General features: G+C 72.7%; 20 protein-coding genes. 10 read left to right on the forward strand and 10 right to left on the reverse strand.

Translation table 11 applies throughout. From position 1 onward, the window contains the following. Window positions 1-2: 2 nt before the first annotated feature. Window positions 3-1,049, forward strand: a complete 1,047-nt coding sequence (gene tsaD, locus O7542_RS29740; RefSeq protein ID WP_030501550.1) for a tRNA (adenosine(37)-N6)-threonylcarbamoyltransferase complex transferase subunit TsaD — start codon at window positions 3-5, stop codon at window positions 1,047-1,049. Between the two features lie 16 nt (window positions 1,050-1,065). Beyond that, window positions 1,066-1,320 (forward strand): hypothetical protein, encoded by a 255-nt coding sequence (locus O7542_RS29745; protein ID WP_030501549.1) that lies wholly within the window; start codon window positions 1,066-1,068, stop codon window positions 1,318-1,320. Between the two features lie 13 nt (window positions 1,321-1,333). Here O7542_RS29745 and O7542_RS29750 read toward each other — a convergent pair whose 3' ends face one another. From O7542_RS29750 to O7542_RS29780, 7 genes are all read right to left on the reverse strand, one after another. Beyond that, window positions 1,334-2,071 carry a DUF4142 domain-containing protein gene (locus O7542_RS29750; RefSeq protein WP_043328319.1) on the reverse strand — a complete coding sequence of 246 codons (738 nt, stop codon included), beginning with the start codon at window positions 2,069-2,071 and terminating at the stop codon, window positions 1,334-1,336. A gap of 98 nt (window positions 2,072-2,169) precedes the next feature. Then, the gene (locus O7542_RS29755) at window positions 2,170-3,345 is read right to left on the reverse strand and encodes an ROK family protein (RefSeq protein ID WP_030501547.1); all 1,176 of its coding nucleotides are present in this window, start codon (window positions 3,343-3,345) and stop codon (window positions 2,170-2,172) included. Window positions 3,346-3,376: 31 nt separating this feature from the next. Beyond that, window positions 3,377-4,636, reverse strand: coding sequence for an ABC transporter permease (locus O7542_RS29760; RefSeq protein WP_043328321.1), 1,260 nt, complete (start codon window positions 4,634-4,636; stop codon window positions 3,377-3,379). Beyond that, window positions 4,633-5,445: an ATP-binding cassette domain-containing protein gene (locus O7542_RS29765; RefSeq protein WP_043328323.1), complete on the reverse strand. Its 813-nt coding sequence runs from the start codon at window positions 5,443-5,445 to the stop codon at window positions 4,633-4,635. Before O7542_RS29765 ends, O7542_RS29760 begins: the two co-directional genes overlap by 4 nt. Window positions 5,446-5,548: 103 nt before the next feature. Then, window positions 5,549-6,652 (reverse strand): substrate-binding domain-containing protein, encoded by a 1,104-nt coding sequence (locus O7542_RS29770; RefSeq protein WP_043328325.1) that lies wholly within the window; start codon window positions 6,650-6,652, stop codon window positions 5,549-5,551. Between the two features lie 204 nt (window positions 6,653-6,856). Beyond that, window positions 6,857-7,336: a Cys-tRNA(Pro) deacylase gene (ybaK, locus tag O7542_RS29775; RefSeq protein WP_281605508.1), complete on the reverse strand. Its 480-nt coding sequence runs from the start codon at window positions 7,334-7,336 to the stop codon at window positions 6,857-6,859. Window positions 7,337-7,390: 54 nt separating this feature from the next. Beyond that, on the reverse strand, window positions 7,391-8,623 hold the full coding sequence (locus O7542_RS29780) for a methyltransferase domain-containing protein (protein ID WP_281605509.1): 1,233 nt from the start codon (window positions 8,621-8,623) through the stop codon (window positions 7,391-7,393). 256 nt (window positions 8,624-8,879) lie between these two features. Between O7542_RS29780 and groES the strand changes: the two genes are divergently transcribed. From groES to O7542_RS29795, 3 genes are all read left to right on the forward strand, one after another. After that, window positions 8,880-9,194: a co-chaperone GroES gene (groES, locus tag O7542_RS29785; RefSeq protein WP_018222648.1), complete on the forward strand. Its 315-nt coding sequence runs from the start codon at window positions 8,880-8,882 to the stop codon at window positions 9,192-9,194. Between the two features lie 70 nt (window positions 9,195-9,264). After that, window positions 9,265-10,908, forward strand: a complete 1,644-nt coding sequence (gene groL / locus O7542_RS29790) for a chaperonin GroEL (RefSeq protein ID WP_281605510.1) — start codon at window positions 9,265-9,267, stop codon at window positions 10,906-10,908. A 123-nt stretch (window positions 10,909-11,031) separates the two neighbouring features. Further along, on the forward strand, window positions 11,032-12,750 hold the full coding sequence (locus O7542_RS29795; protein ID WP_281605511.1) for a molybdopterin-dependent oxidoreductase: 1,719 nt from the start codon (window positions 11,032-11,034) through the stop codon (window positions 12,748-12,750). A gap of 347 nt (window positions 12,751-13,097) precedes the next feature. On the opposite strand, the gene O7542_RS29800 is transcribed toward O7542_RS29795, so the two are convergent. Then, entirely contained in the window at window positions 13,098-13,481 is a 384-nt protein-coding gene (locus tag O7542_RS29800) for a WhiB family transcriptional regulator (RefSeq protein WP_013288543.1), read from the reverse strand. Between the two features lie 252 nt (window positions 13,482-13,733). On the opposite strand from O7542_RS29800, the gene O7542_RS29805 reads away from it, so the two are divergent. Further along, entirely contained in the window at window positions 13,734-14,546 is an 813-nt protein-coding gene (locus O7542_RS29805; protein WP_166456937.1) for a response regulator transcription factor, read from the forward strand. Between the two features lie 12 nt (window positions 14,547-14,558). On the opposite strand, the gene O7542_RS29810 is transcribed toward O7542_RS29805, so the two are convergent. Further along, the gene (locus O7542_RS29810) at window positions 14,559-14,963 is read right to left on the reverse strand and encodes a DUF5319 domain-containing protein (RefSeq protein ID WP_043328334.1); all 405 of its coding nucleotides are present in this window, start codon (window positions 14,961-14,963) and stop codon (window positions 14,559-14,561) included. Window positions 14,964-15,160: 197 nt separating this feature from the next. On the opposite strand from O7542_RS29810, the gene guaB reads away from it, so the two are divergent. The 4 genes from guaB to O7542_RS29830 all read left to right on the forward strand — a co-directional run bounded on the left by guaB (window position 15,161) and on the right by O7542_RS29830 (window position 20,909). Further along, a complete protein-coding gene (gene guaB, locus O7542_RS29815; protein ID WP_064446576.1) occupies window positions 15,161-16,723 on the forward strand; it encodes an IMP dehydrogenase in 1,563 nt (520 codons plus the stop codon). A gap of 30 nt (window positions 16,724-16,753) precedes the next feature. Further along, window positions 16,754-17,872, forward strand: coding sequence for a GuaB3 family IMP dehydrogenase-related protein (locus tag O7542_RS29820; protein WP_043328337.1), 1,119 nt, complete (start codon window positions 16,754-16,756; stop codon window positions 17,870-17,872). A 98-nt stretch (window positions 17,873-17,970) separates the two neighbouring features. Further along, window positions 17,971-19,362 (forward strand): M1 family metallopeptidase, encoded by a 1,392-nt coding sequence (locus O7542_RS29825; RefSeq protein ID WP_281605512.1) that lies wholly within the window; start codon window positions 17,971-17,973, stop codon window positions 19,360-19,362. Window positions 19,363-19,451: 89 nt separating this feature from the next. Further along, window positions 19,452-20,909, forward strand: coding sequence for a M1 family metallopeptidase (locus O7542_RS29830; RefSeq protein ID WP_210869196.1), 1,458 nt, complete (start codon window positions 19,452-19,454; stop codon window positions 20,907-20,909). A 4-nt stretch (window positions 20,910-20,913) separates the two neighbouring features. Here the strand turns inward: O7542_RS29830 and O7542_RS29835 are convergent, their stop codons facing one another. Then, a complete protein-coding gene (locus tag O7542_RS29835) occupies window positions 20,914-22,014 on the reverse strand; it encodes an LCP family protein (RefSeq protein ID WP_281605513.1) in 1,101 nt (366 codons plus the stop codon). Window positions 22,015-22,092: the final 78 nt, after the last annotated feature.

Genomic DNA, 22,092 nt, shown 5'->3' on the forward strand with positions numbered 1-22,092 from the left:
GCATGGCTGACGAACCACTGATCCTCGGCATCGAGACCTCCTGCGACGAGACCGGCGTGGGCATCGTGCGCGGGCACACGCTGCTCGCCGACGCGCTCGCCTCCAGCGTCGAGGAGCACGCCCGGTTCGGCGGCGTGGTGCCCGAGGTGGCCAGCCGCGCCCACCTGGAGGCGATCGTGCCGACCATGGACCGGGCGCTGCGCGAGGCAGGCGTCACCATCGCCGACATCGACGCCATCGCCGTGACCTCCGGGCCGGGCCTGGCCGGCGCGCTGCTCGTCGGGGTCGCCGCCGCCAAGGGGTACGCGGTCGCGGCGGAAAAGCCGGTGTACGGCGTGAACCACCTCGCCGCGCACGTCGCTGTGGACACGCTCGAACACGGCCCGCTGCCCGAGCCCGCCATCGCGCTGCTGGTCTCCGGCGGCCACTCCTCGCTGCTGCGCGTCGACGACCTGGCCCGCGACGTCGTACCGCTCGGCGCCACCATCGACGACGCGGCCGGCGAGGCGTTCGACAAGGTGGCCCGGCTGCTCGGGCTGCCGTTCCCGGGCGGACCGTACATCGACCGCGAAGCACGTGCCGGTGACCCGGCGGCGATCGCCTTCCCGCGCGGGCTGACCGCCGCGAAGGACCTGGTCGGACACCGGTTCGACTTCTCCTTCTCCGGCCTGAAGACGGCGGTGGCCCGCTGGGTGGAGGCGCGGCAGCGGGCCGGTGAGCCGGTCCCGGTCGCCGACGTGGCGGCGTCCTTCCAGGAGGCGGTCTGCGACGTGCTGGTCGGCAAGGCGATCGACGCCTGCCGCACCAGCGGCATCGACACGCTGGTGATCGGCGGCGGAGTGGCAGCCAACTCCCGCCTGCGGGCGATGGCCGAGCAGCGGGCCGGCAAGTACGGCATCCGGGTGCGTACGCCCCGGCCGAAGCTCTGCACGGACAACGGCGCGATGGTGGCCGCGCTCGGCTCGCACCTGGTCGCCGCGGGCGTCGCGCCGAGCCGGCTGGACCTGCCGGCCGACTCGGCGATGCCGCTGACAGTGGTCAGTGTGTGAGCGGGGAGGAACCGACATGATCGTCCGGATGTGGGAGGCCAAGGCCGAGTCGTACGGCTTCGCCGACCTGATCACCTGGGTCTGCGAGACCGCGCTGCCCGAGTTCGAGCACGACCCGATGCACGTCTCCAGCGAGGTGTTCTCCTCCACCGACCACCGGCTCGTGGTCATCTCCAAGTGGCGGAACAACCCCCGGGAACTGCCCGAGCCACCGGCGCGCCTGATCGCCCGCCCGCCGCACAGCTGGGACTTCGCCCAGGTCGACCGCTGACGCCGCCGCCCCGCTAGGAGCGGCGGGTCAGCCGCCAGGTCGCGTACCCGCCGGTGCCGAGCGCGATCAGGAACACCGCCCACACCAGGCCGGTGCCGACCTGGAGCCCACCGCCGCTGCCCACGTTGGCCTGGGCGGCGGCGACGAGCGAGTCGCTCTGCGCGGGCGGCAGCGCGGCCGGCGGCAACTGCTGCCAGCGCACCAGCCCGGTGCTCTCCAGCATGGTCATGTGGTCGTTGACGAACTTGTTGGCGTCCTCGGCCAGCTTCCGCACGATCGGGTCGCGGGTGCTGGCCCGGACCGCGCCGATCACCGGAAAGATCTTGCCGTGGGCGACCCGCAGCCGGGTGACGAAGATCTGGTCGAACCGGGCACCGGTGGCGTTCCGCATCTCGGTCAGCCACCCCTGCTGCTCTGCCGTCGGATCCGTCGGCAGGGTGGCGCCGAGCTTGTTGGCCGCCTCGACCACCAGCTGGTCCAGCTCCGCGTGCTGCTTGGCGATCTCCGCGCCGACCTCGCGTACCCGGGCGGACTGGCCCTTCTCGGCCGCCATCTGCCCGGCCGGCATCTCCCACAGCCCGGCCAGCCGTACGCCGTTGAGCAGCGTCATGTCGGCGGCGTTCATCTGCACGCCGGGGTTGGGCGCGGCCTGCGCCGTCCCGGGAACGACGCCGATCCCCGCGCCCAGCGCGGCGAGCAGCAGTACCACCCGGTGCGCCAGCTTGCGGCGTGCGGATTCCAGCGATGCCATGGTTGCGGTGCCTCCTCGGTCCGGACCGGTACGCGGGGTCGTGGACGGCCGCGCAAGCCGGCCGCCCGTCCGCACACTGGTACGGATCACCGGGCCGATCAGTTCAGCGGATCGGCGAGGAGTCGTTCGAACGCCAGCTCGGCGGCGCCGATCAGCGCCGCGTCGTCGCCCAGCTTCGGGGTACGCAGCCGCACGTGCTCCAGGCACGCGGGCAGCCCGTTGGAGTTGAGCCGGCTGCGCACCTGCGCGGCGGAGGCCAGGTAGAGGTCACGCATGGTGCCGCCGAAGATGACCATCTCCGGGTTGAAGATGTTCACCAGGTTCGCGACGCCGAAGCCGAGCCAGTCGCCGGCCTGCCGTACCGCGGTCTGCGCGCGGGCGTCGCCCCGGTCGGCGGCGTCGAAGACCGCCAGCAGCGCGTCCCGGCCGCGCGCCTCGGACCGGCCGGCGGCGCGCAGCAGCCCGTGCTCGCCGATCTCGGTCTCCCAGCAGCCGCGCCGGCCGCAGTCGCAGCGCACCCCGTCGCGGACCACCACCATGTGGCCCACCTCGCCGCCGTAGCCGCCGTGCCCCCTCAGCCGCCGCCCTCCCGCGATGATGCCCGCGCCCACACCGACGTCGCCGTAGATGTAGATGACGTTGTCGCAGCCGACCGCCGCGCCCCGGGCGTGCTCGGCGTACGCGGCCACGTCGGCCACGTTGCCCACCGTGATCGGTACGTCTATCCCCAGCTCGACGGCGAGCGCCGCACCGATCGGCTCGTCCACCCAGCCGGTGGTGGGGCTGAGCCGGACCAGCCCGTCCTCGCGGCGGACCATGCCGCACACCGCCACGCCGGCGCCGACGCAGATCGCGTCCGGCGGCACCGACTGGTGCATCTCCTTGACCGCGCCGGCGAGCAGCGGGGCGGCCTCCCCGGCGACCAGGTTGCGCGGCCGGTCCATCTCCCGGCGGTCGAGCACCTCACCGCCGAGTCCGACCCGCGCGGCCCGCAGCCGGTCCACCTCGACGCTGTACGCGTACGCGTAGACCCGCCCCGACTCGGGCCGGACGACGAGTGACGGTCGTCCGGCCCGGCCGGTCTCCTTCGGCGTCCCCTCGCTGACCAGACCGGCGCCGGCCAGGTCCGCGGTCAGCGCGCCGATGGTGCTGCGGTTGAGGCCGAGCGCGGTGGTCAGCTCGGCGCGGGTGGTGGCCCCGTGGACGTGCACGTATCGGAGCAATGCGCCCAGGTTCTGCCGACGGATCTCGTCCTGACTGGGGCCCGCGCGCATTGCCACTGCCATGGTGTTTCCGTACCCCTGCTCAGCGGTTGCCGGTCGCGGCGGCCCGCCGACGCGAGAGCGCGTCGATGGTCGCCGCGGCGAGCAGCACCACGCCGGTGACCACGTACTTGACGCCCGAGCTGTATCCCATCAGTCCCATACCGTTGTCGATGACCGCGACCACCGCGCCTCCGAGCACGGCGTCGAGGACCCGGCCCTTGCCGCCGAAGAGGCTGGTGCCGCCGATCACCGCCGCGCCGACGGCGTAGAGCAGTACGTTACTGCCCCCGGTGTTGGGGTCGACCGAGTTGCCCCTGCTGGCGGCCACGATGCCACCGATGGCGGCCATCGAGGAGCAGATGACGAAGACGGAGATACGGATCCGGTCGACGTTGATGCCGGCCCGGCGGGCCGCCTCGGCGTTGCCGCCGACCGCGTAGATGTGCCGCCCGTAGCTGGTGCGCTGGAGCACGAACGTCCAGACGATCAGCAGCACCGCGATGATCGGCACCACGATCGGCACGCCCTTGAGCGAGGTGATCAGCACGTTGCGGCTGCGCTCCAGGTTGAGGACGTAGACCGCCACGCCGAGGATCACGGCCAGGCCGGCGATCCGCGCGCCGACCACCGTGAGCGGGTCGGTGAGCAGTCCACGGGCGGCCCGGTTGCGGTACCGGAGCAACTGCACTGCCGCGTACCCGGCGACGGCCACCGCGGCGAGCGCCCAGCCCAGCGCCGGGGAGAGGTTGCGGTTGGCGATCGCGACGAGCACGTCGTCGCGGATCGCGATGTTGGCGCCCTCGTCCATCAGCGTCAGCACGACACCCTGGAAGGCGAGGAAGCCGGCGAGCGTCACCACGAAGGACGGGATGCCGACCTTGGCGACCAGCAGGCCCAGCACGGTGCCGATCACCAGACCGGTGACGACGGCGGCGAGCACCGCCACGTACCAGGGGTAGCCGAGCACGGTGACCACGTTGGCCAGGATCGCGGCGCAGACGCCGCTGGCGAAGCCGGCGGAGAGGTCGATCTCGCCGAGCAGCAGGACGAAGACCAGGCCCATGGCGATGAGCGTGACCGCCGCGCCCTGGGTGAACAGGTTCGCCAGGTTGCCGGCGGTGAAGAACGACGGGCGGGCGATCGAGAAGCCCACCGCCAGCGCCACGAGCATGACCACCGCGGGGAGCGCGCCGATGTCGCCGCCGCGTACCCGGCGCCAGTAGTTGTTCACGTGGCTGTTCAGGGTCGGTGTCGGCGCGACGCCGGCCGGGCCTTCCTTCTTCACGACGATGGCGGTCATCGGATGGCTCCTGGGGTGGTGTCGGCGGGCGCGGCGCCGTTGCCGCCCGGCTCGCCGGTGAGGCCGAGGCCGCCGGATCGGCCGGCGGTGATCAGCTCGACCACCTGCGAGTGGGTGATGTCGGTGGTCTTCACCTGGGCGACCATCTGGCCGAGGTAGAGCGCGGCGATCCGGTCGGAGACGGCGAAGACGTCGTTCATGTTGTGCGAGATGAGCACCACGGCCAGGCCGTTGTCGGCCAGCCGGCGCACCAGCTCCAGCACCTGGGCGGTCTGCGCGACGCCGAGCGCGGCGGTCGGCTCGTCCAGGATGACCAGCCGGCTGTTCCAGAGCACGGCCTTGGCGATGGCGACGGTCTGCCGCTGGCCGCCGGAGAGGCTGGCCACGTGCTGGCGCAGCGACTTCACGGTGCGCACGCTCAGGCCGGCGAGCGTCTCGGCGGCCATCTGCTCCATGGTCGGCTCGTCGAGCACGATGCCGCTGCGCTTCTCCCGGCCGAGGAACATGTTCTGCACGATGTCGAGGTTGTCGCAGAGCGCGAGATCCTGGTAGACGACCTCGATCCCGAGCGCGGCGGCGTCCCGGGGGCTGTTGATGGTCACCGGCCGGCCGTCGAAGAGGAACTCGCCGGCGTCGGTGGGGTGGATGCCGCTGATGCACTTGACCAGGGTCGACTTGCCGGCGCCGTTGTCACCGACGAGCGCGGTCACCTCGCCGGGGTGCGCGGCGAAGGCGACGTCGCGCAGCACCTGGACGGGACCGAAGCTCTTGTCGATCCCGCGTAGCTCCAGCAGGGGGGTTGCGGACACGGGGTTCTCCTTTGGGCGGAGGGAGGTCTCGGATCCCGTCCGGCGCGGGCGCCGCCCGGCACGGGAGAACCCGTGCCGGGCGGCGCCGCCTGAGGCGGGTGGGTCAGCTCACGCCGGCGTCGGTGCAGAGCTTCGCGAAGGCACCGGTGCAGAGTTCTTCCTTGGTGACGTAGCCGTCGGCCACGACGTCCTTGACGTTGTCCTTGAAGATGGCCTTGGGCTCCAGCAGCACGGCCGGCACGTCCCGGTTGCCCTCCGGGTCCTTGACCGTCTGGCCGGTGTCCTTCCGCTCACCCTTGGCGAGCGCGATGGCCAGCTCGGCGGCGGCGTCCGCCTCCTTCTTGACCGCCTTGTAGACGGTCATGCACTGGTCACCGGCGAGGATGTTCTGCAGGCCCTCCTTGGTGGCGTCCTGACCGGTCACCGGGACCTTGCCGTTGAGCTTGTTCTTCTTCAGCACCGAGATGGCCGCGTTGCCGAGACCGTCGTTGGCGGCGAGCACGCCGTCGATCTTGCCGCCGGCCTTGGTCATCTGCTGCTCGAAGATCGTGGCGGCCTGCGCGTTGTCCCAGGCCGGCACCGGGTCGTCGGCGACCTTGGTGTACTCCTTCGAGTCGAACTTCGGCTTGAGCACCGAGTCGTACCCGTTCTTGAACAGGGTGGCGTTGTTGTCGGTCGGCGAGCCGTTGAGGTACGCGATCGACGGGTTCTTGACGCCCTTGTCGGTCAGGCACTTGCTCAGGCCTTCGCCCTGGAGCTTGCCGACGGCCTCGTTGTCGAAGCTGACGTAGTACTGGGCGGAGCCGCCCAGGGTCAGCCGGTCGTAGTCGATGGTCGCGACGCCCTGCGACTTGGCCTTGTCGAGCACGGCCTTGCCGGTGCCGGAGTCCAGGTTGACGATCATCAGGACGTTGACGCCGCTGGTGATCATCTGGTCGGCGATGGTCTGGAACGCGGTCTTGTCGTTCTGCGCGTTCTGGATGTCGGAGTCGACGCCGGCCGCGTCGAACGCCGCCTTGAGGTACTTGCGGTCCGCGCCCTCCCAGCGGGCGGAGGACTTGCTGTCCGGCAGGATCACGCCGATCTTCGGCTTCTTGGCGTTGGAGCCGCCGGCCTCGTCGGAAGAACCGCCGTTGTCACCGCAGGCGGCCATGCTGCCGGTCGCGAGGAGACCGACGGCCGCGAAGGTGAGGAAGCCCTTGCGCATGTGCAGGGTCCTTTCGGAGGTGGGGGAGTGGTGATGTTTTGTTGTGTCCGGCAATGTATTCCCCGCCTCCCATGCGCCGCAAGACTGCCGAGGTCAGAAGTTTGTTGGCGGCGGTAACAATTCAGCAACGCGGTTGTCACCCGCGAGACACCGCTGGGAGAGCGTGCTCCGGGAACGCTCCCACACGTACCGTCACGAGCCCGCTCAGGTGGCGGCGATCGATGCCGTGGCCGCCCCGGTGAGCGCCACCAGATCCGTCGGCGTGAGCTGCACCTGCAATCCCCGGCGGCCCGCCGACACGTACACGGTCGGGTGCGCCAGCGCCGAGGAGTCGACGACTGTCGGTAGCCGCTTACGTTGGCCGAGCGGACTGATGCCGCCCCGCACGTACCCGGTCGCCCGCTCGGCCACCGCCCGGTCCGCCATCACCGCGCGCTTGCCGCCCATCGCGGCGGCCAGCGCCTTCAGGTCCAGCTCGCCGGTCACCGGCACCACCGCCACCGTCAGCCCGCCGTCGACCTCGGTGACCAGCGACTTGAACACCCGGTCCGGTGCCACCCCGAGCGCCGCGGCCACGAGCGCGCCGTAGTTCGGCGCGTCCGGCGAGACGTCGTACGGGTGGATGCTGTGGGCGATCTTCCGCTTGCTCAGCAACGCGATCGCCGGAGTGCCAGGGCCCGCCACGGGCTCAAGCTAACCCGCGCGCCGCGACACCGCGAGCTGGAAACGTGAGCCGGGTCAGCCGCCGACCGGAACCGGCCGGCACACGAGCACCGTGGGGTCGCCCGCCACCCGGGTCAGCACCAGGTCGGCCGCCGCCTCGCCGGACAGCCGCAGGTCACGGCGCAGCTTCTCCGGCTCCAGCGCCGACCCGCGCTTGCGGATCTCCACCCGGCCGACCCGGCGTTCCCGCAGCAGGGCGCGCAGCCGCTTCAGCGAGAACGGCAGCACGTCGGTGATCTCCAGGCAGCGGGCGAACGGGGTGGGCCGGGCCACGTCGGCGTACAGGTAGGCGATCGACGGGTCGGCGAGCGTGGCGTCGAGGTCGGCGGCCAGCTCGGCGACCAGGTGCGCGCGCACCACCGCCGGGTCCGGGTCGTAGAGGAAGCGCCGGACCGGCCCCACCTCCGCTTCCTGCGCGCCCGTGCCGGTGAGGTGATAGGAAGGGACCCTTTTACTACCGGAGGCGTTAAGAAGGGGCCCTTCCTTCTCGCGCAGCAGGGTGGCGCGGCGCGGTACGCCGGCCAGCTCGCCGCACCAGAGCGCGGCCTCGACCAGGTCGCCGTCCACGCTCACCCACTCCGCCTCGGCGCCCGCCGGGATCAGCGCGTGGTCCAGCCCCGGCGCGACCTTCACCACTGTGCGCGGCACCCGCGCGGCGAGACCGGTGACGAAGTCCCACGGCGGGGAGTAGGAGTTCGGGTCGAAGACGCGCCGCCCGGTGCCGGCCCGTCGCCGCGCCGGATCGCAGAACGCGCCGTCGACGCGGCTCACGTCGAACTCCGTGGCGTCGCCGCACTCGACTGTCACCAGATCGGCGAGCCCGGCCGCCTCGGCGTTCGCGGCGGCCATCGCGGCGGTCAGCGGGTCGGCCTCCACCGCGTACACCCGGATGCCGGCGCGGGCGGCGGCGAGCGCGTCGGCGCCCAGGCCGCAACCCAGGTCGGCCAGCGTGGTCACGCCCGCGGCGCGCAGCCGTGCGGCCCGGCGGCCGGCGACCACCCCGCGGGTGGCCTGCTCCAGCCCGGGCCGGGTGAGGAACATCCCGGCCGCCGTCGCGCCGAACTTGCCTGCCGCCCGGCGGCGCAGCTCGGCCTGGGTCAGCGCGGCGGCGGCGAGGTCGCCCGGAATCCCGGCCGAGCGCAGCGCGGCCGCCGCCGCCAGCGGGTCGCCGCCGGCCACCCGCCCGGCCGCGGCGAGCGCCGCCGACCCCTCGGGGGTACGCAGCACGGCGAGCAGGTCGAGATCCACGCGCCCATTCTCCCGGGCCGGTTCCGGCGCGACACGGAGGGCGACGCGCGTTGGCACTCTCCTTGACGGAGTGCTAGCCGAGGAATAACCTGCGATTAGCACTCTCACCCTGAGGGTGCCAACGCCCGAGCCTCGTGCCCGGGGGTTGAGCGCCAGGCGGACCGGCACCCGCGACGACGGCCCCGCCCGGTGGCATGTGGCAGATTGACGCTGGTCGGCACGCCGGCCGGCAACGACACCAAGTACCCGGGAGGGTATGCCCGTGACTACCGCGACCAAGGTTGCGATCAAGCCGCTCGAGGACCGCATCGTGGTCCAGGCGAACGAGGCCGAGACCACCACCGCCTCGGGCATCGTGATCCCCGACACCGCCAAGGAGAAGCCGCAGGAGGGCACCGTCCTCGCTGTCGGCCCGGGCCGGATCGACGACAAGGGCAACCGCGTGCCGATCGACGTGAAGGTCGGCGACACCGTCCTCTACTCGAAGTACGGCGGCACCGAGGTCAAGTACGCCGGCGAGGAGTACCTGGTGCTCTCCGCCCGCGACGTCCTCGCGGTCATCGAGAAGTAAGCAACCGATCAGTGTCGTTGCCCCGGTCCGGCTCGCCGGGCCGGGGCAACGTCGCTTCGAAGGGATACTGATGGCGAAGATCCTCAGCTTCTCGGACGACGCCCGGCACCTGCTCGAGCACGGTGTCAACGCCCTCGCGGACGCGGTCAAGGTCACCCTCGGCCCGCGCGGGCGCAACGTCGTCCTGGACAAGAAGTTCGGTGCGCCCACGATCACCAACGACGGCGTGACCATCGCCAAGGAGATCGAGCTCACCAACCCGTACGAGAACCTCGGCGCGCAGCTGGTCAAGGAGGTGGCGACCAAGACGAACGACGTCGCCGGCGACGGGACCACCACCGCCACCGTGCTGGCCCAGGCCATGGTCCGCGAGGGCCTGCGCAACGTGGCCGCCGGCGCCAACCCGACCGGCCTGAAGCGGGGCATCGACGCGGCGGCCGCCAAGGTCTCCGAGGCGCTGCTCGGCAAGGCCGTCGAGGTCGCCGGCAAGGAGTCGATCGCGCACGTCGCGACCGTCTCCGCGCAGGACTCCGCGATCGGTGAGCTGATCGCCGAGGCGATGGAGAAGGTCGGCCGCGACGGCGTCATCACCGTCGAGGAGGGCTCCGCGCTCGTCACCGAGCTGGAGGTGACCGAGGGGCTGCAGTTCGACAAGGGCTTCATCTCGCCGAACTTCGTCACCGACCTGGAGGCGCAGGAGGCGGTCCTGGAGGACCCGTACATCCTGATCACCACGCAGAAGATCTCGGCGATCGAGGAGCTGCTGCCGCTGCTGGAGAAGGTTCTCCAGAACAACAAGCCGCTGCTCATCGTCGCCGAGGACGTCGAGGGTCAGGCCCTGTCGACGCTCGTGGTCAACGCGCTGCGCAAGACCGTCAAGGTCTGCGCGGTCAAGGCCCCCGGCTTCGGCGACCGCCGCAAGGCGATGCTCCAGGACATGGCGATCCTGACCGGCGCCGAGCTGGTCGCCCCGGAGCTGGGCTACAAGCTCGACCAGGTCGGCCTGGAGGTGCTCGGCACCGCCCGCCGCGTCGTGGTCGACAAGGAGAACACCACTGTCGTCGACGGTGGCGGGCAGGCCTCCGAGGTCGCCGACCGGGTCGCCCAGATCCGCAAGGAGATCGAGGCCTCCGACTCGGAGTGGGACCGGGAGAAGCTGGCCGAGCGGCTGGCGAAGCTCTCCGGCGGCATCGCCGTGATCAAGGTCGGCGCGGCCACCGAGGTCGAGATGAAGGAGCGCAAGCACCGCATCGAGGACGCCATCGCCGCGACCAAGGCCGCGGTCGAGGAGGGCACGGTCCCGGGTGGCGGCGCCGCCCTGGCCCAGATCCTGCCGGCGCTCGACGACGACCTGGGCTTCACCGGTGACGAGAAGGTCGGCGTCTCGATCGTGCGCAAGTCGCTCGTCGAGCCGCTGCGCTGGATCGCCCAGAACGCCGGCCACGACGGCTACGTGGTGGTGCAGAAGGTCGTCGGCAAGGACTGGGGCCACGGCCTCGACGCCGCCACCGGCGAGTACGTCGACCTGGCCAAGTCCGGCATCATCGACCCGGTGAAGGTGACCCGCAACGCGGTCAGCAACGCCGCCTCGATCGCCGGCCTGCTGCTCACCACCGAGAGCCTCGTGGTGGAGAAGCCGGCCGAGCCGGAGCCGGCCGCCGGTGGCCACGGCCACTCGCACGGGCACGGCCACCAGCACGGCCCGGGCTTCTGACCCGAGGAGTACGCCCGACGTCAGGGCACACCGCCGACCCGGTGGTGTGCCCTGACGCATATGTCCTTACGGATCGCTGACGAGATTGGCAGCCGGGCCCGCGGGGCGACCAGACTGGAGCCCGTGAGCACCCTCTCCCCCCGCCGGGCGGCGCCGGCCGGTGTCGTCGCCGCCGTGGTGGCGCTCGGCGCCGCCGAACCCGTGGCGGTCCTGACCGGCCCCCGGTCCGCTCCGCTCGTCGCCGTCGGCGGACTCGTGGTCGACCTGGTGCCCGAGCCGCTCAAGCAGTTCGCCATCGACGTCTTCGGCACGTACGACAAGATCGCGCTGCTGATCGGGACGGCGCTGCTGCTGGCCGTCTTCGGCGCGCTGCTGGGCCTGGCAGCGGCCCGGCGGCTGGTGATCGGCCTGGCCGGCATCGCCGCGTTCGCCGCGCTCGGTGTCGCCGCCGCGCTGACCCGGGCCGGCGCGGACGCCTTCGACGCGCTGCCCTCCCTGGTCGGCGGCGGACTGGGCGCGCTGACGCTGTGGGCGTTCGTGGCCGGCCCGCTGAGCGCCGACCTGGCGCATCGGAAGCGACCGGGGCGTGACCGGTCCGACGCCGTGCGACGCGACCGGGCCGGGACCGGTCCGGCGGAGCGCGACGGGGCCGCTTCGGCGGACAGCGAGCCGCCGTCCGCGTCGCCCCCGCCATCCGTCCCGCCTCCGGCGGTCGCCGCGCTGGCCCGGGAGGGGGAGACGCCGGGCGGCTGGGAGCCGGTCCGGCACGACGACGCGGAGTCGCGGCGGCGGTTCCTGCGTGGCGCCGGGCTGCTCACCGGCGCGGCGGCGGTGGCCGGGCTGGGCGGGCACTGGCTGGCCGGCCGGCGCGGCGTATCGGCGGCCCGGGACGCGGTGACGCTGCCCGCCCCGGTCGCGCCCGCCCCACCGGTGCCGGCCGGAGCGGACCTGTCGCTGTCCCGGCTCGCGCCGTACGTCACGCCGAACCGGGAGTTCTACCGGATCGACACCGCGCTGGTGGTGCCGCAGGTGGACCCGGTCACCTGGCGGCTGCGCATCCACGGGCGGGTCCGCAACCCGATCGAGCTGAGCTTCGACAACCTGCTCGCCCGCCCGCTGGTCGAGCGCTACGTGACGCTCGCCTGCGTCTCCAACGAGGTGGGCGGCGACCTGATCGGCAACGCGCGCTGGCTCGGCGTACCGATCAAGGACCTGCTGGACGAGGCCGACCCGGAGGACGGCGCGGACCAGGTGGTCGGGCGCGCCGTCGACGGCTGGACGTGCGGCACGCCCACCTCGGTGCTGCGCGACGGGCGGGACGCGCTGCTCGCGGTCGGCATGAACGGCGAGCCGCTGCCGATCCAGCACGGCTTCCCGGTGCGGATGGTGGTGCCAGGCCTCTACGGGTACGTCTCCGCGTGCAAGTGGATCACCGAGCTGGAGCTGACCAGCTTCGCCGACTTCGACGCGTACTGGGTGCCGCGCGGCTGGTCAGCGCAGGGTCCGGTCAAGACGCAGTCGCGGATCGACACGCCCCGGCCCCGCAGCCGTCCCGCCGCCGGTCCGGTGACCGTCGCCGGTGTGGCGTGGGCGCAGCACAGGGGCGTGCGGCGCGTCGAGGTACGCGTCGACGGCGGCCCCTGGCAGGAGGCGACGCTGGCCCCGGCGGTGTCGGCGGACACGTGGGTGCAGTGGTCCTGGCGGTGGGACGCCACGCCGGGCGAGCACACGCTCCAGGTCCGGGCGACCGACAGCACCGGCGAGACCCAGACGGAACAGCGCGCCCCGGTCGCCCCCGACGGCGCGACGGGATGGCACACGGTAAGGGTCACAGTCACCTGACCCGCACCGTCGCGAGGACCGCTCTCGGTGGGGAGATGGCCTGCCCGTGCCACTGGCGGGTGCCTGCCGATCGGGTGCGCGCCGCTTGGCTCCGGCCTGAGTCCAGACTCCCGAGCGCTCACGAGAGAGATCTTGGTATGAAACGGCCCCTATAAGGGCCGTTTCATACCAAGATCTATGTGGTGTCCTAGCCTCTGGAACGCCGATCCTGGTATTCGAAACGGTAGGCGAGTCGCCCAGCGGCGGCCTTCGCCGCGCCGGGGTGCGGGGGCCAGCGGATGCCCCGGGCCACGACACGACGCCGCGCCCCGGGATCCGGGGCGCGGCGTCGGGGGTCGTGAAGCCGGTCAGGCGACCTTGCGCTGGTCCGGCACGGCGGTGTTGTGCGGGCGGCCGAGGCGCGCCTCCAGCCGGGCGATGTCCACCTTGGTCTGGCGGCGGTCGGCCAGGTCCTCCCAGCCGAGCGCGAGCAGACGCAGCCGCTCGGACTCGCTGAACCCGCCCCAGACGCCGTACGGCTCGCGTACGGAGAGCGCGTGGGCGGCGCACTCGGCGCGTACCGGGCAGGCGCGGCAGACGGACTTGGCGCCCATCTCGCGGCGCAGCCGGGAGGAGCCGCGCTCGCCGTCCGGGTGGAAGAACTGCGCGCTGTCGCGGCCACGGCAGGCCCCGAGCCGCTGCCAGTCCCAGAGCTCGTCGATCGGTCCAGGCAGCCTACGTACGTTCGACATCAGCACCCCTCCTCCCGCGCGGCACCGCGGAGAATGTTCGTGGCCAGCTACCGGGCGGCGGTCCGCGCGGGATGCCGGTTCCGGATGAACCCCTCGGTACCCGAGCGGTCCGCGCCTCACACATCTGTGATCGAAAACCTCGGACAGTCGGTGGCATATGCCCCATCTGTCGGAAAAGTTCGGATGATTGCCCGGAACCCCCTCCCGAGCCCACCTCCGCATGGTCTGCTCTGAGTCGGAGAGGAGACCACTGTGCGTAGTGTTCTTGTGTGCGTTCGGACACCATTGGCGGCCCAGCATCTGACCTCCGCGGCGGCGCGGCTCGGGCTGTCCGGCGTCGTCCGGACGGCCGTCTCCGATCCGGAGGTGATGTTGCGGCTCGCGGAGCGCCCGGTGGACGTGGTGCTCGCCGACACCGCGCTGACCCGGCCGGACAGCGCCGGTTTCGTGCGCCGGGTGCTGGCCCGCGCGCCGCAGGCGGCGGTGCTGCTGCTCGGGGCCGAGGAGTCGGAGTCGGCGGCGGCCACCATCAGCGCCGGAGCGCGTGGCCTGATCCAGAACGCGGACCACGATCTGACCAGCGCGGTCGCCAAGGCGCTGCTGCTGCTGTCCGCTCCCGGCCGGAGCAACAGGCACCGGGTGGCGGACACCGCCCGGGACGCGGCAGCGGTCGGCGGTCCGGCCCGGTCGGCGGGGCGTACCCCGGGTGGGCCCGGCTGGCCGGCGGTGGCGCCGGTGGACGCGGCCGGCCTGCCCACGGTGGTGCCGGTGCAGCGGGGTGAGGACGCGGAGGATCCGGCGGCGGCCGACGCGGCGGAGGCGGCCCGCCCGGGCGCCGGTCAGCGGCCGGCCCGGACGCCGCGCGGCGCCATCGGGCTGACCGAGCGGGAGCTTCAGGTGCTGCTCGGCATGGCCGAGGGCAAGAGCAACGCGGAGATCGGGCGGGAGTTGTTCGTCTCCGAGGACACGGTCAAGACGCACGCCCGACGGTTGTTCCGCAAGCTCGGGGCGCGGGACCGGGCACACGCCGTGGCGGCCGGCTTCCGGGCCGGCCTGGTCGCCTGACCCGGGCCGGAGTCACTCCGACGCGGAGTCGTCGGTGCCCTCGGTGAGCGTGTCGTGCACGCCGTCGGCGTAGCCACGGGCGTAGTCCCAGCTCACGTAATGGTCCGGGTCCGGGTCGTAGGCCGGTTCGTGCACCCGGGGGCGCCCCGAGTTGAGCAGGTGGCGCAGGTTGCCGCGCAGCAGGTCCCAGTCGAAGTAGTGCGGCTCGCGGCAGTCCTCGCACTCGATCACCAGGCCGCGCACCCCGATCGGCTGGAGCAGCGCCTGGTAGATCTCCAGATCGGCGAGGTCCTCCAGCACGTCCTGGCGTTCGACGTCGGTCAGCGGGTCGAGCGCGTCGTCGTCGCCGGGATCGTGCAGACCGGCAGCCGGATCGGCAGGGTCGCCGTTGAACGGGTCGATGGGCTCGTCGTGCACCCCCTCACCGTAGTCCCCGGGCCGCCGGAAAGCCCGCCCCAGGCCGCGCTGTGGCCCGGCCTACCCCCGGGCCCGCCGCTGCCCGGACGGGAACGGGCCAGTGGGTACGATGAGGCGACGCGCCGTCACCAGGCGCCTGCCGGTGCCCCCGCGCGCCGCCTCGCTGCAGCCCGATCGACCAGCTCAGGGGAGCAATCGTGGAGAATTCGCCCAGCACCGAGATCCCGGCCGGCACCGACGGCGGGGAGCTGGGTGGCCATCTGCCCGAGCTGCCGGCCGGTTCGGCCCGGGTGGTACCGCTCGGGTTGACCTTCGACGACGTGCTCCTGCAGCCGGGCGAGTCGGACGTCGTACCCAGCCGGGTGAACACCCGTACCCGCCTGACCCGCAACATCGAGCTGACCGTGCCGCTGCTGTCCAGCGCGATGGACACGGTCACCGAGGGGCGGATGGCGATCGCCATGGCCCGCCAGGGCGGCATCGGCGTGCTGCACCGCAACCTGTCGGTGGAGGACCAGGCGCTCCAGGTCGACCTGGTGAAGCGCTCCGAGTCCGGCATGATCACCAACCCGGTGACCGCCAGCCCGGACGACACGCTGCGCGAGGTCGACGCGCTCTGCGGTCGCTACCGCATCTCCGGCGTGCCGGTGATCGACGGGCAGGGCCAGCTGGTCGGCATCGTCACCAACCGCGACATGCGCTTCGTCTCCGACCCGGCCACGCCGGTCCGCGAGATCATGACGCGTACCCCGCTGATCACCGCCCCGGTCGGCGTGAGCAAGGACGACGCGCTCGGCCTGCTGCGCCAGCACAAGATCGAGAAGCTGCCGATCGTGGACGCGGGCGGCAAGCTGCGCGGCCTGATCACGGTGAAGGACTTCACCAAGAGCGAGCAGTACCCGAACGCGACCAAGGACGACGCGGGCCGGCTCCGGGTCGCCGCCGCGGTGGGCGTGGGCGAGGACGGCTACAAGCGGGCCCGTGCCCTCGTCGACGCCGGCGTGGACGTGGTCATCGTGGACACCGCGCACGGCCACCAGCGGGCCGTGCTGGAGATGGTGGCCCGGCTCAAGCGGGACGTCAGCATCGACATCGTGGGCGGCAACATCGCCACGTACGCGGGCGCGAAGGCGCTCGTCGAGGCCGGCGCGGACGGCGTGAAGGTGGGCGTCGGCCCGGGCGCCATCTGCACCACCCGGATCGTGGCCGGGGTCGGCGTACCGCAGATCACCGCGATCATGGAGGCGGCCCGGGCCGCCCGCCCGGCCGGCGTGCCGGTGATCGGCGACGGCGGCATCCAATACTCCGGCGACATCGCCAAGGCGCTCGTCGCGGGCGCCGACACGGTGATGCTCGGCAGCCTGCTGGCCGGCTGCGAGGAGAGCCCCGGCGAGCTGATCTTCATCAACGGCAAGCAGTACAAGGCGTACCGGGGAATGGGCTCGCTCGGCGCGATGCAGTCGCGTGGCCAGGGCAAGTCCTACTCCAAGGACCGTTACTTCCAGCAGGACGTGCTCGCCGAGGACAAGCTGGTCCCGGAGGGCGTCGAGGGCCAGGTGCCCTACCGGGGTCCGCTGTCCGCCGTCGCCCACCAGCTCATCGGCGGCCTCCGCGCCGCCATGGGGTACGTGGGCGCGGAGAGCATCCCGGAGCTGCACCGGCGTGGCCAGCTCATCCGGATCACCGCGGCCGGGCTCAAGGAGAGCCACCCGCACGACATCCAGATGACGGTCGAGGCGCCCAACTACCACTCCCGCTGACCCACCACCCCCAACCACCTGGAGTCCCTCATGCGTGACGTGGTCGAGATCGGGCTGGGCAAGACCGCGCAGCGCGGCTACCACCTGGACGACATCGCCATCGTGCCGAGCCGCCGCACCCGGGACGTCGACGACGTCTCCACGGCGTGGCAGCTCGACGCGTACCAGTTCGGCATCCCCTGCGTCGGCCACCCCTCGGACGCGACCATGAGCCCCGCCTCGGCGGTCCGGCTGGGCCAGCTCGGCGGCCTCGGCGTGCTCAACGTCGAGGGCCTCTGGACCCGGTACGAGAACCCGGCCAAGGTGCTGGAGGAACTGGCCGGTCTCGGCGAGGACGCGCGGGCGACCAAGCGCCTCCAGGAGGTCTACGCCGAGCCGATCCGGCCCGACCTGATCGCCGAGCGGGTACGCGAGCTGCGCGAGGGCGGCGGCACGGTGGCGGTGCGGGTATCGCCGCAGCACACCCTCGCGCTGGCCCCGGTGATCCTCGACGCCGGCGTGGACATCCTGGTCATCCAGGGCACGCTCGTCTCGGCCGAGCACGTCTCCACCACCGACGAGCCGCTGAACCTCAAGGAGTTCATCGCCGACCTCGACCTGCCGGTCATCGTCGGCGGCTGCACCGACTACAAGACCGCGCTGCACCTGATGCGTACCGGCGCGGCCGGCGTGATCGTGGGCATCGGCGGCGACGACTGGTCGACCACCGAGTCGGTGCTCGGCATCCGGGTGCCGATGGCCACCGCGATCGCCGACGCCGCCGCTGCCCGCCGCGACTACCTGGACGAGACCGGCGGCCGGTACGTGCACCTGATCGCCGACGGCGACATGCAGACCTCCGGCGACATCGCCAAGGCACTCGGCTGCGGCGCGGACGCGGTGATGCTCGGCGAGCCGCTGTCGCTCTGCGAGGAGGCGCCGGCCGGTGGCGCCTGGTGGCACTCCGCGGCCAGCCACCCGTCGCTGCCCCGGGGCGCGTTCGAGGTGGCCGGCGAGCCGCTCGGCTCGATGGAGAAGCTGCTGTTCGGCCCGGCCGACGAGCCGGACGGCCAGCTCAACCTCTTCGGCGGCCTGCGCCGCGCGATGGCCAAGTGCGGCTACCGCGACCTGAAGGAGTTCCAGAAGGTCGGGCTGGTCCTCGACCGCTGAGCACCGCTGAGCACCGGCTGAGCACCGCATGACGGCGCGGGCGGCGGCCCGGACGTGTTCCGGCCCCGCCCGCGCCGTCGCGCGTCTAGGCTCGCCGGGTGAGACGGGGGCGGATCTGGGCGGCAGGGCTGGTGGCGGCGCTGGCGGTGAGCGGATGCACGGGCGGCGACGACAACGGGTTCCGGCCGGGCGCGGCGGACGCCGGTGACCCGTACGTGCCGGGGGCCGGCAACGGCGGCTACGACGTGGGCCACTACGCGCTCGACGTGCGCTACGACCCGGCCGGCGACAGGCTCGCCGGCACCGCCACGCTGACCGCCACCACCACCCGTGCGCTGTCCCGGTTCCAGCTCGACCTGGCCGGGCTGGACGTCGAGCGGGTCCGGGTGGACGGGGAGGCGGTGAAGCACCGCCACGACGGCGCCGAGCTGATCGTCACCCCGCCGCGCGGGCTGCCGTCGGGGAAGCGGCTCACCGTCGAGGTGACGTACGGCGGGGTGCCGCAACCGCTGCCGAACGCCGAACTCGGCGACGGCGGCTTCCACGCCACACCGGACGGCGCGATCGCGCTCGGCCAGCCGGAGTCGGCGAGCACCTGGTACCCGGTCAACGACCACCCGTCGGACAAGGCGACCTACGACTTCACGATCACCGTGCCGGACGGGCTCGCCGCGCTCGCGAACGGCGTGCCGCAGGGCAAGACCTCAAGCGGCGGCTGGACCACCTGGCGCTGGTCGGAGCGCGCACCGATGGCCAGCTACCTGAGCACGCTGGTGATCGGCGACTACCGGGTCAGCACCGGCACGCACGCGGGCAAGCCGCTGGTCACCGCCGTCGCCGAGGCGCTGCCCGCGGACGGGCCGGCCGCCGCGTCGGTGGCCCGCACCGGTGAGATCGCCGACTTCCTGGCCGAGCGGTTCGGTCCGTACCCGTTCGAGGCGTACGGCGGGATCGTGGTGGCCGACGAGCGCATCCGGTACGCGCTGGAGACGCAGAGCCGGCCGGTCTACGGGCCGGGCTTCTTCCGGGGCGACCGCCCGAACACCGAGGTGGTCGCGCACGAGCTGGCCCACCAGTGGTTCGGCGACAGCGTCTCGGTGGCCCGGTGGAGCGACATCTGGCTCAACGAGGGCTTCGCCACGTACGCCGAATGGCTCTGGGCCGAGCACGACGGCGGCCGGACGGTGGCGCAGACGGTCGCCGAGCGGTACGCGGACACCGACTGGTCGAAGCCCACTGTCGACCCGGGCCGGTCCGGGATGTTCGGCGACGCGGTCTACCAGCGGGGCGCGCTCGCGGTGCACGCGCTGCGCCGCGCGGTCGGCGACGAGACGTTCTACCGGGTGCTGCGCGGCTGGCTGGCGCAGCACCGCAACGGCAACGTCACCACCGCCGACTTCGTCGGGTACGCCGAACGCACGTCGGGGCGGCCGTTGCGGACGCTGCTGGACGCCTGGCTGGTCGGCGCGACGCCACCGGGACTGCCGTGACGTGGGCGTGACCGCCGCTGGGTAGGCTGCCGCGGGCGGAGCGGCCCGTGGGCGGGGCCGCTGTTCGGGACCCCGGAGGGATCGAGGCGATGACGCGGCGCGGCGGACGACGACGGCTCGGGCTGCTGGCCTGCACGACGCTGCTGGTGGCCGGCTGCGGCTCGGCCGAGCCGGACCCGGGACCGGCGTCTCCCACCACTGCCGCCCCGGCGGCCACGCGCAGCTTCGCGGCGGGCGCGGCCGGCGCGGGCGACCCCTACTTCCCGAGCTACGGCAACGGTGGCTACGACGTCGCGCACTACACGGTGAAGGTGCGCTACGACCCGGAGACGGACAAGCTCAGCGGCACCACCACGATGCGGGCCACCGCGACCGCCGACCTGTCCGCGTTCAACCTGGACCTGGCCGGGCTGACCGTCCGCTCGGTGACTGTGGACGGCGCCGCCGCCCGGCACAGCCGTACCGGCAACGAACTGGTGGTCACCCCGGCCACCGGGCTGACCTCCGGCAACGGGTTCACCGCCGAGATCCGGTACGACGGGCGGCCGGAGCCGCTGCGTACCGAGTCGCTGGGCGAGGGCGGCTGGCTGCACACCTCGGACGGGGCGATCGCGCTCGGTCAGCCGGAGTCGGCGAGCACCTGGTTCCCGGTGAACGACCACCCGTCGGACAAGGCGACCTACGACTTCGAGATCACCGTCCCGAAGGGACTGACGGCGGTCTCCAACGGCGTGCCGAAGGGGAAGTCGACAAGCGGCGACTGGACCACCTGGAAATGGTCGGAGGGCGCGCCGGCGGCCAGCTACCTGACCACCGTGGCGATCGGGAAGTTCCGGGTCACCACCGGTGAGCACAAGGGGCGGCCGGTGTACAGCGCGGTCACCACGCAGCTACCCCAGGGCGCCCCGGACCGGTCGATCGCGCGTACCGTCGAGGTCGCCGACTACCTGGAGAGCGTCTTCGGGCCGTACCCGTTCGACTCGTACGGCGGCGTGGTGATCGACGACGACCGGATCCGGTACGCGCTGGAGACGCAGAGCCGTCCGGTCTACTCGGCCAGCTTCTTCCGGCAGGGCGACAACACCGGCGTGGTCGCGCACGAGCTGGCCCACCAGTGGTACGGCAACAGCGTGTCGATCCAGCGCTGGCAGGACATCTGGCTCAACGAGGGGCTGGCCACGTACGCCGAGTGGCTGTGGGCCGAGCACAGCGGCTCGACCACCGTGCAGCGCACGTTCGAGCAGAAGTACGCGAACGCCGGCTCGCAGGTGTGGCGGACGCCGCCGGGCAAGCCGGGGGTGGAGAACCTGTTCAGCCGCTCGGTCTACGACCGGGGCGGGATGACTGTGCACGCGCTGCGGGTGGCGGTGGGCGACACCGCGTTCTTCACCGTCCTGCGTACCTGGGCGGCGGAGCGGAAGAACGGCAACGCCACCACCGCCGACTTCGTCGCGCTGGCCGAGCGGGTCTCGGGCAAGAAGCTGGCGAAGGTCTTCGACCCGTGGCTGTACGGCACCGAGCGCCCGCCCGCCCCGAAGCCGCTGTAGGTCCTCAGTTCTTGACGCGCAGCGACGGGTGGGCGGTCAGGAAGGCGTCGGCCCGCCCGTCGCGCAGCGCGGTGAGGAAGTCGCGGCCCAGCGGTTTGAGCTGCTCGCCCCGGTACGCGCCGCCGCTGCTCACTCCGGCGCCGGGCAGCACGACGAGCGTGAGCCGGTCGGCGGGCAGGCCACCGAGGGCGTACGCGAAGTCGACCAGGTCGCGGCCGCCTCCGGCGTACACCAGGGTCTTGCCGAGCGCGGCGACCACCTGCTCGACCCGCTGCGGGTCGCGCGCGGTGCCCTGGTCGACGATCTTGCGGGCCAGCGCCCGGAGCAGTTGCTGCTGGTGCCGCTGCCGGGTGTAGTCGCCGCCCGCGGTGTAGCGCTGCCGCGCGTAGTCCAGCGCCTGCCAGCCGGTCAGGTGCCGGGTGCCCTTCTCGTAGACCATCTGCGGCCCGGTGTAGCCGCCGCCGGTCAGCGTCCGCATGGTGCCGTCCGGGCGGCGGTGCCGGGAGGCGACCCGCTGGTCCACGTAGAGGTCGACCCCGCCGAGCGTGTCCACCAGCTTGTCGAAGCCGCCGAACGTGATCACCGCGCCGGCGTCGATGCGCAGCCCGGTGTAGCGGGAGACGGTGGTGCGCAGCAGCTCGTACCCCTGGGCGGTGCTGGGGTTGGCCTTGTCGCCCGGCACCCGGCTGCCGTAGCTCATCGCGTGGGTGAGCTTGGTCCGGCCGCCCGGGTAGCGCGCCTTCGGGTAGGCGGGGATGTCCACCACCAGGTCGCGGGGGAGCGAGAACAGGTACGCCCGGTCCAGCCCGGCGGGTACGTGCAGCAGCAGCACCGCGTCGGCGTGCGGCTCCCAGCCGGGGATGCTGACCCGGGTGTCGACGCCGACGAGCAGCAGGTTGAGCGGGCCTTTCAGGTCGGCGCCGGGCGGCGGCGTCGGGCTGGCGGTGGTCGGGGCGGGCGTCGGCGAGGCCGGTGGCGTGGTGCTCGGGCCGGCGGCCGGGGCGGCCGGACGGTTCGCCACCAGCCGGGTGGTCACCACCGCTCCGGTGGCGACCAGCAGCGCGGCCACCAGCGCGGCCAGGCCCAGCAGGCGTCGTCTCGTCACGTTCGTGCCTCCCCGTGTGATTCGACGCGCCAGGAGGGCCCAGAGGTTGCAGTGGTGGGAATCCCGGCGATCGAGCGC

Origin of the sequence: Micromonospora sp. WMMC264, assembly GCF_027497275.1 — a bacterium.
GTDB classification, from domain to species: Bacteria; Actinomycetota; Actinomycetes; order Mycobacteriales; family Micromonosporaceae; genus Micromonospora; species Micromonospora chalcea.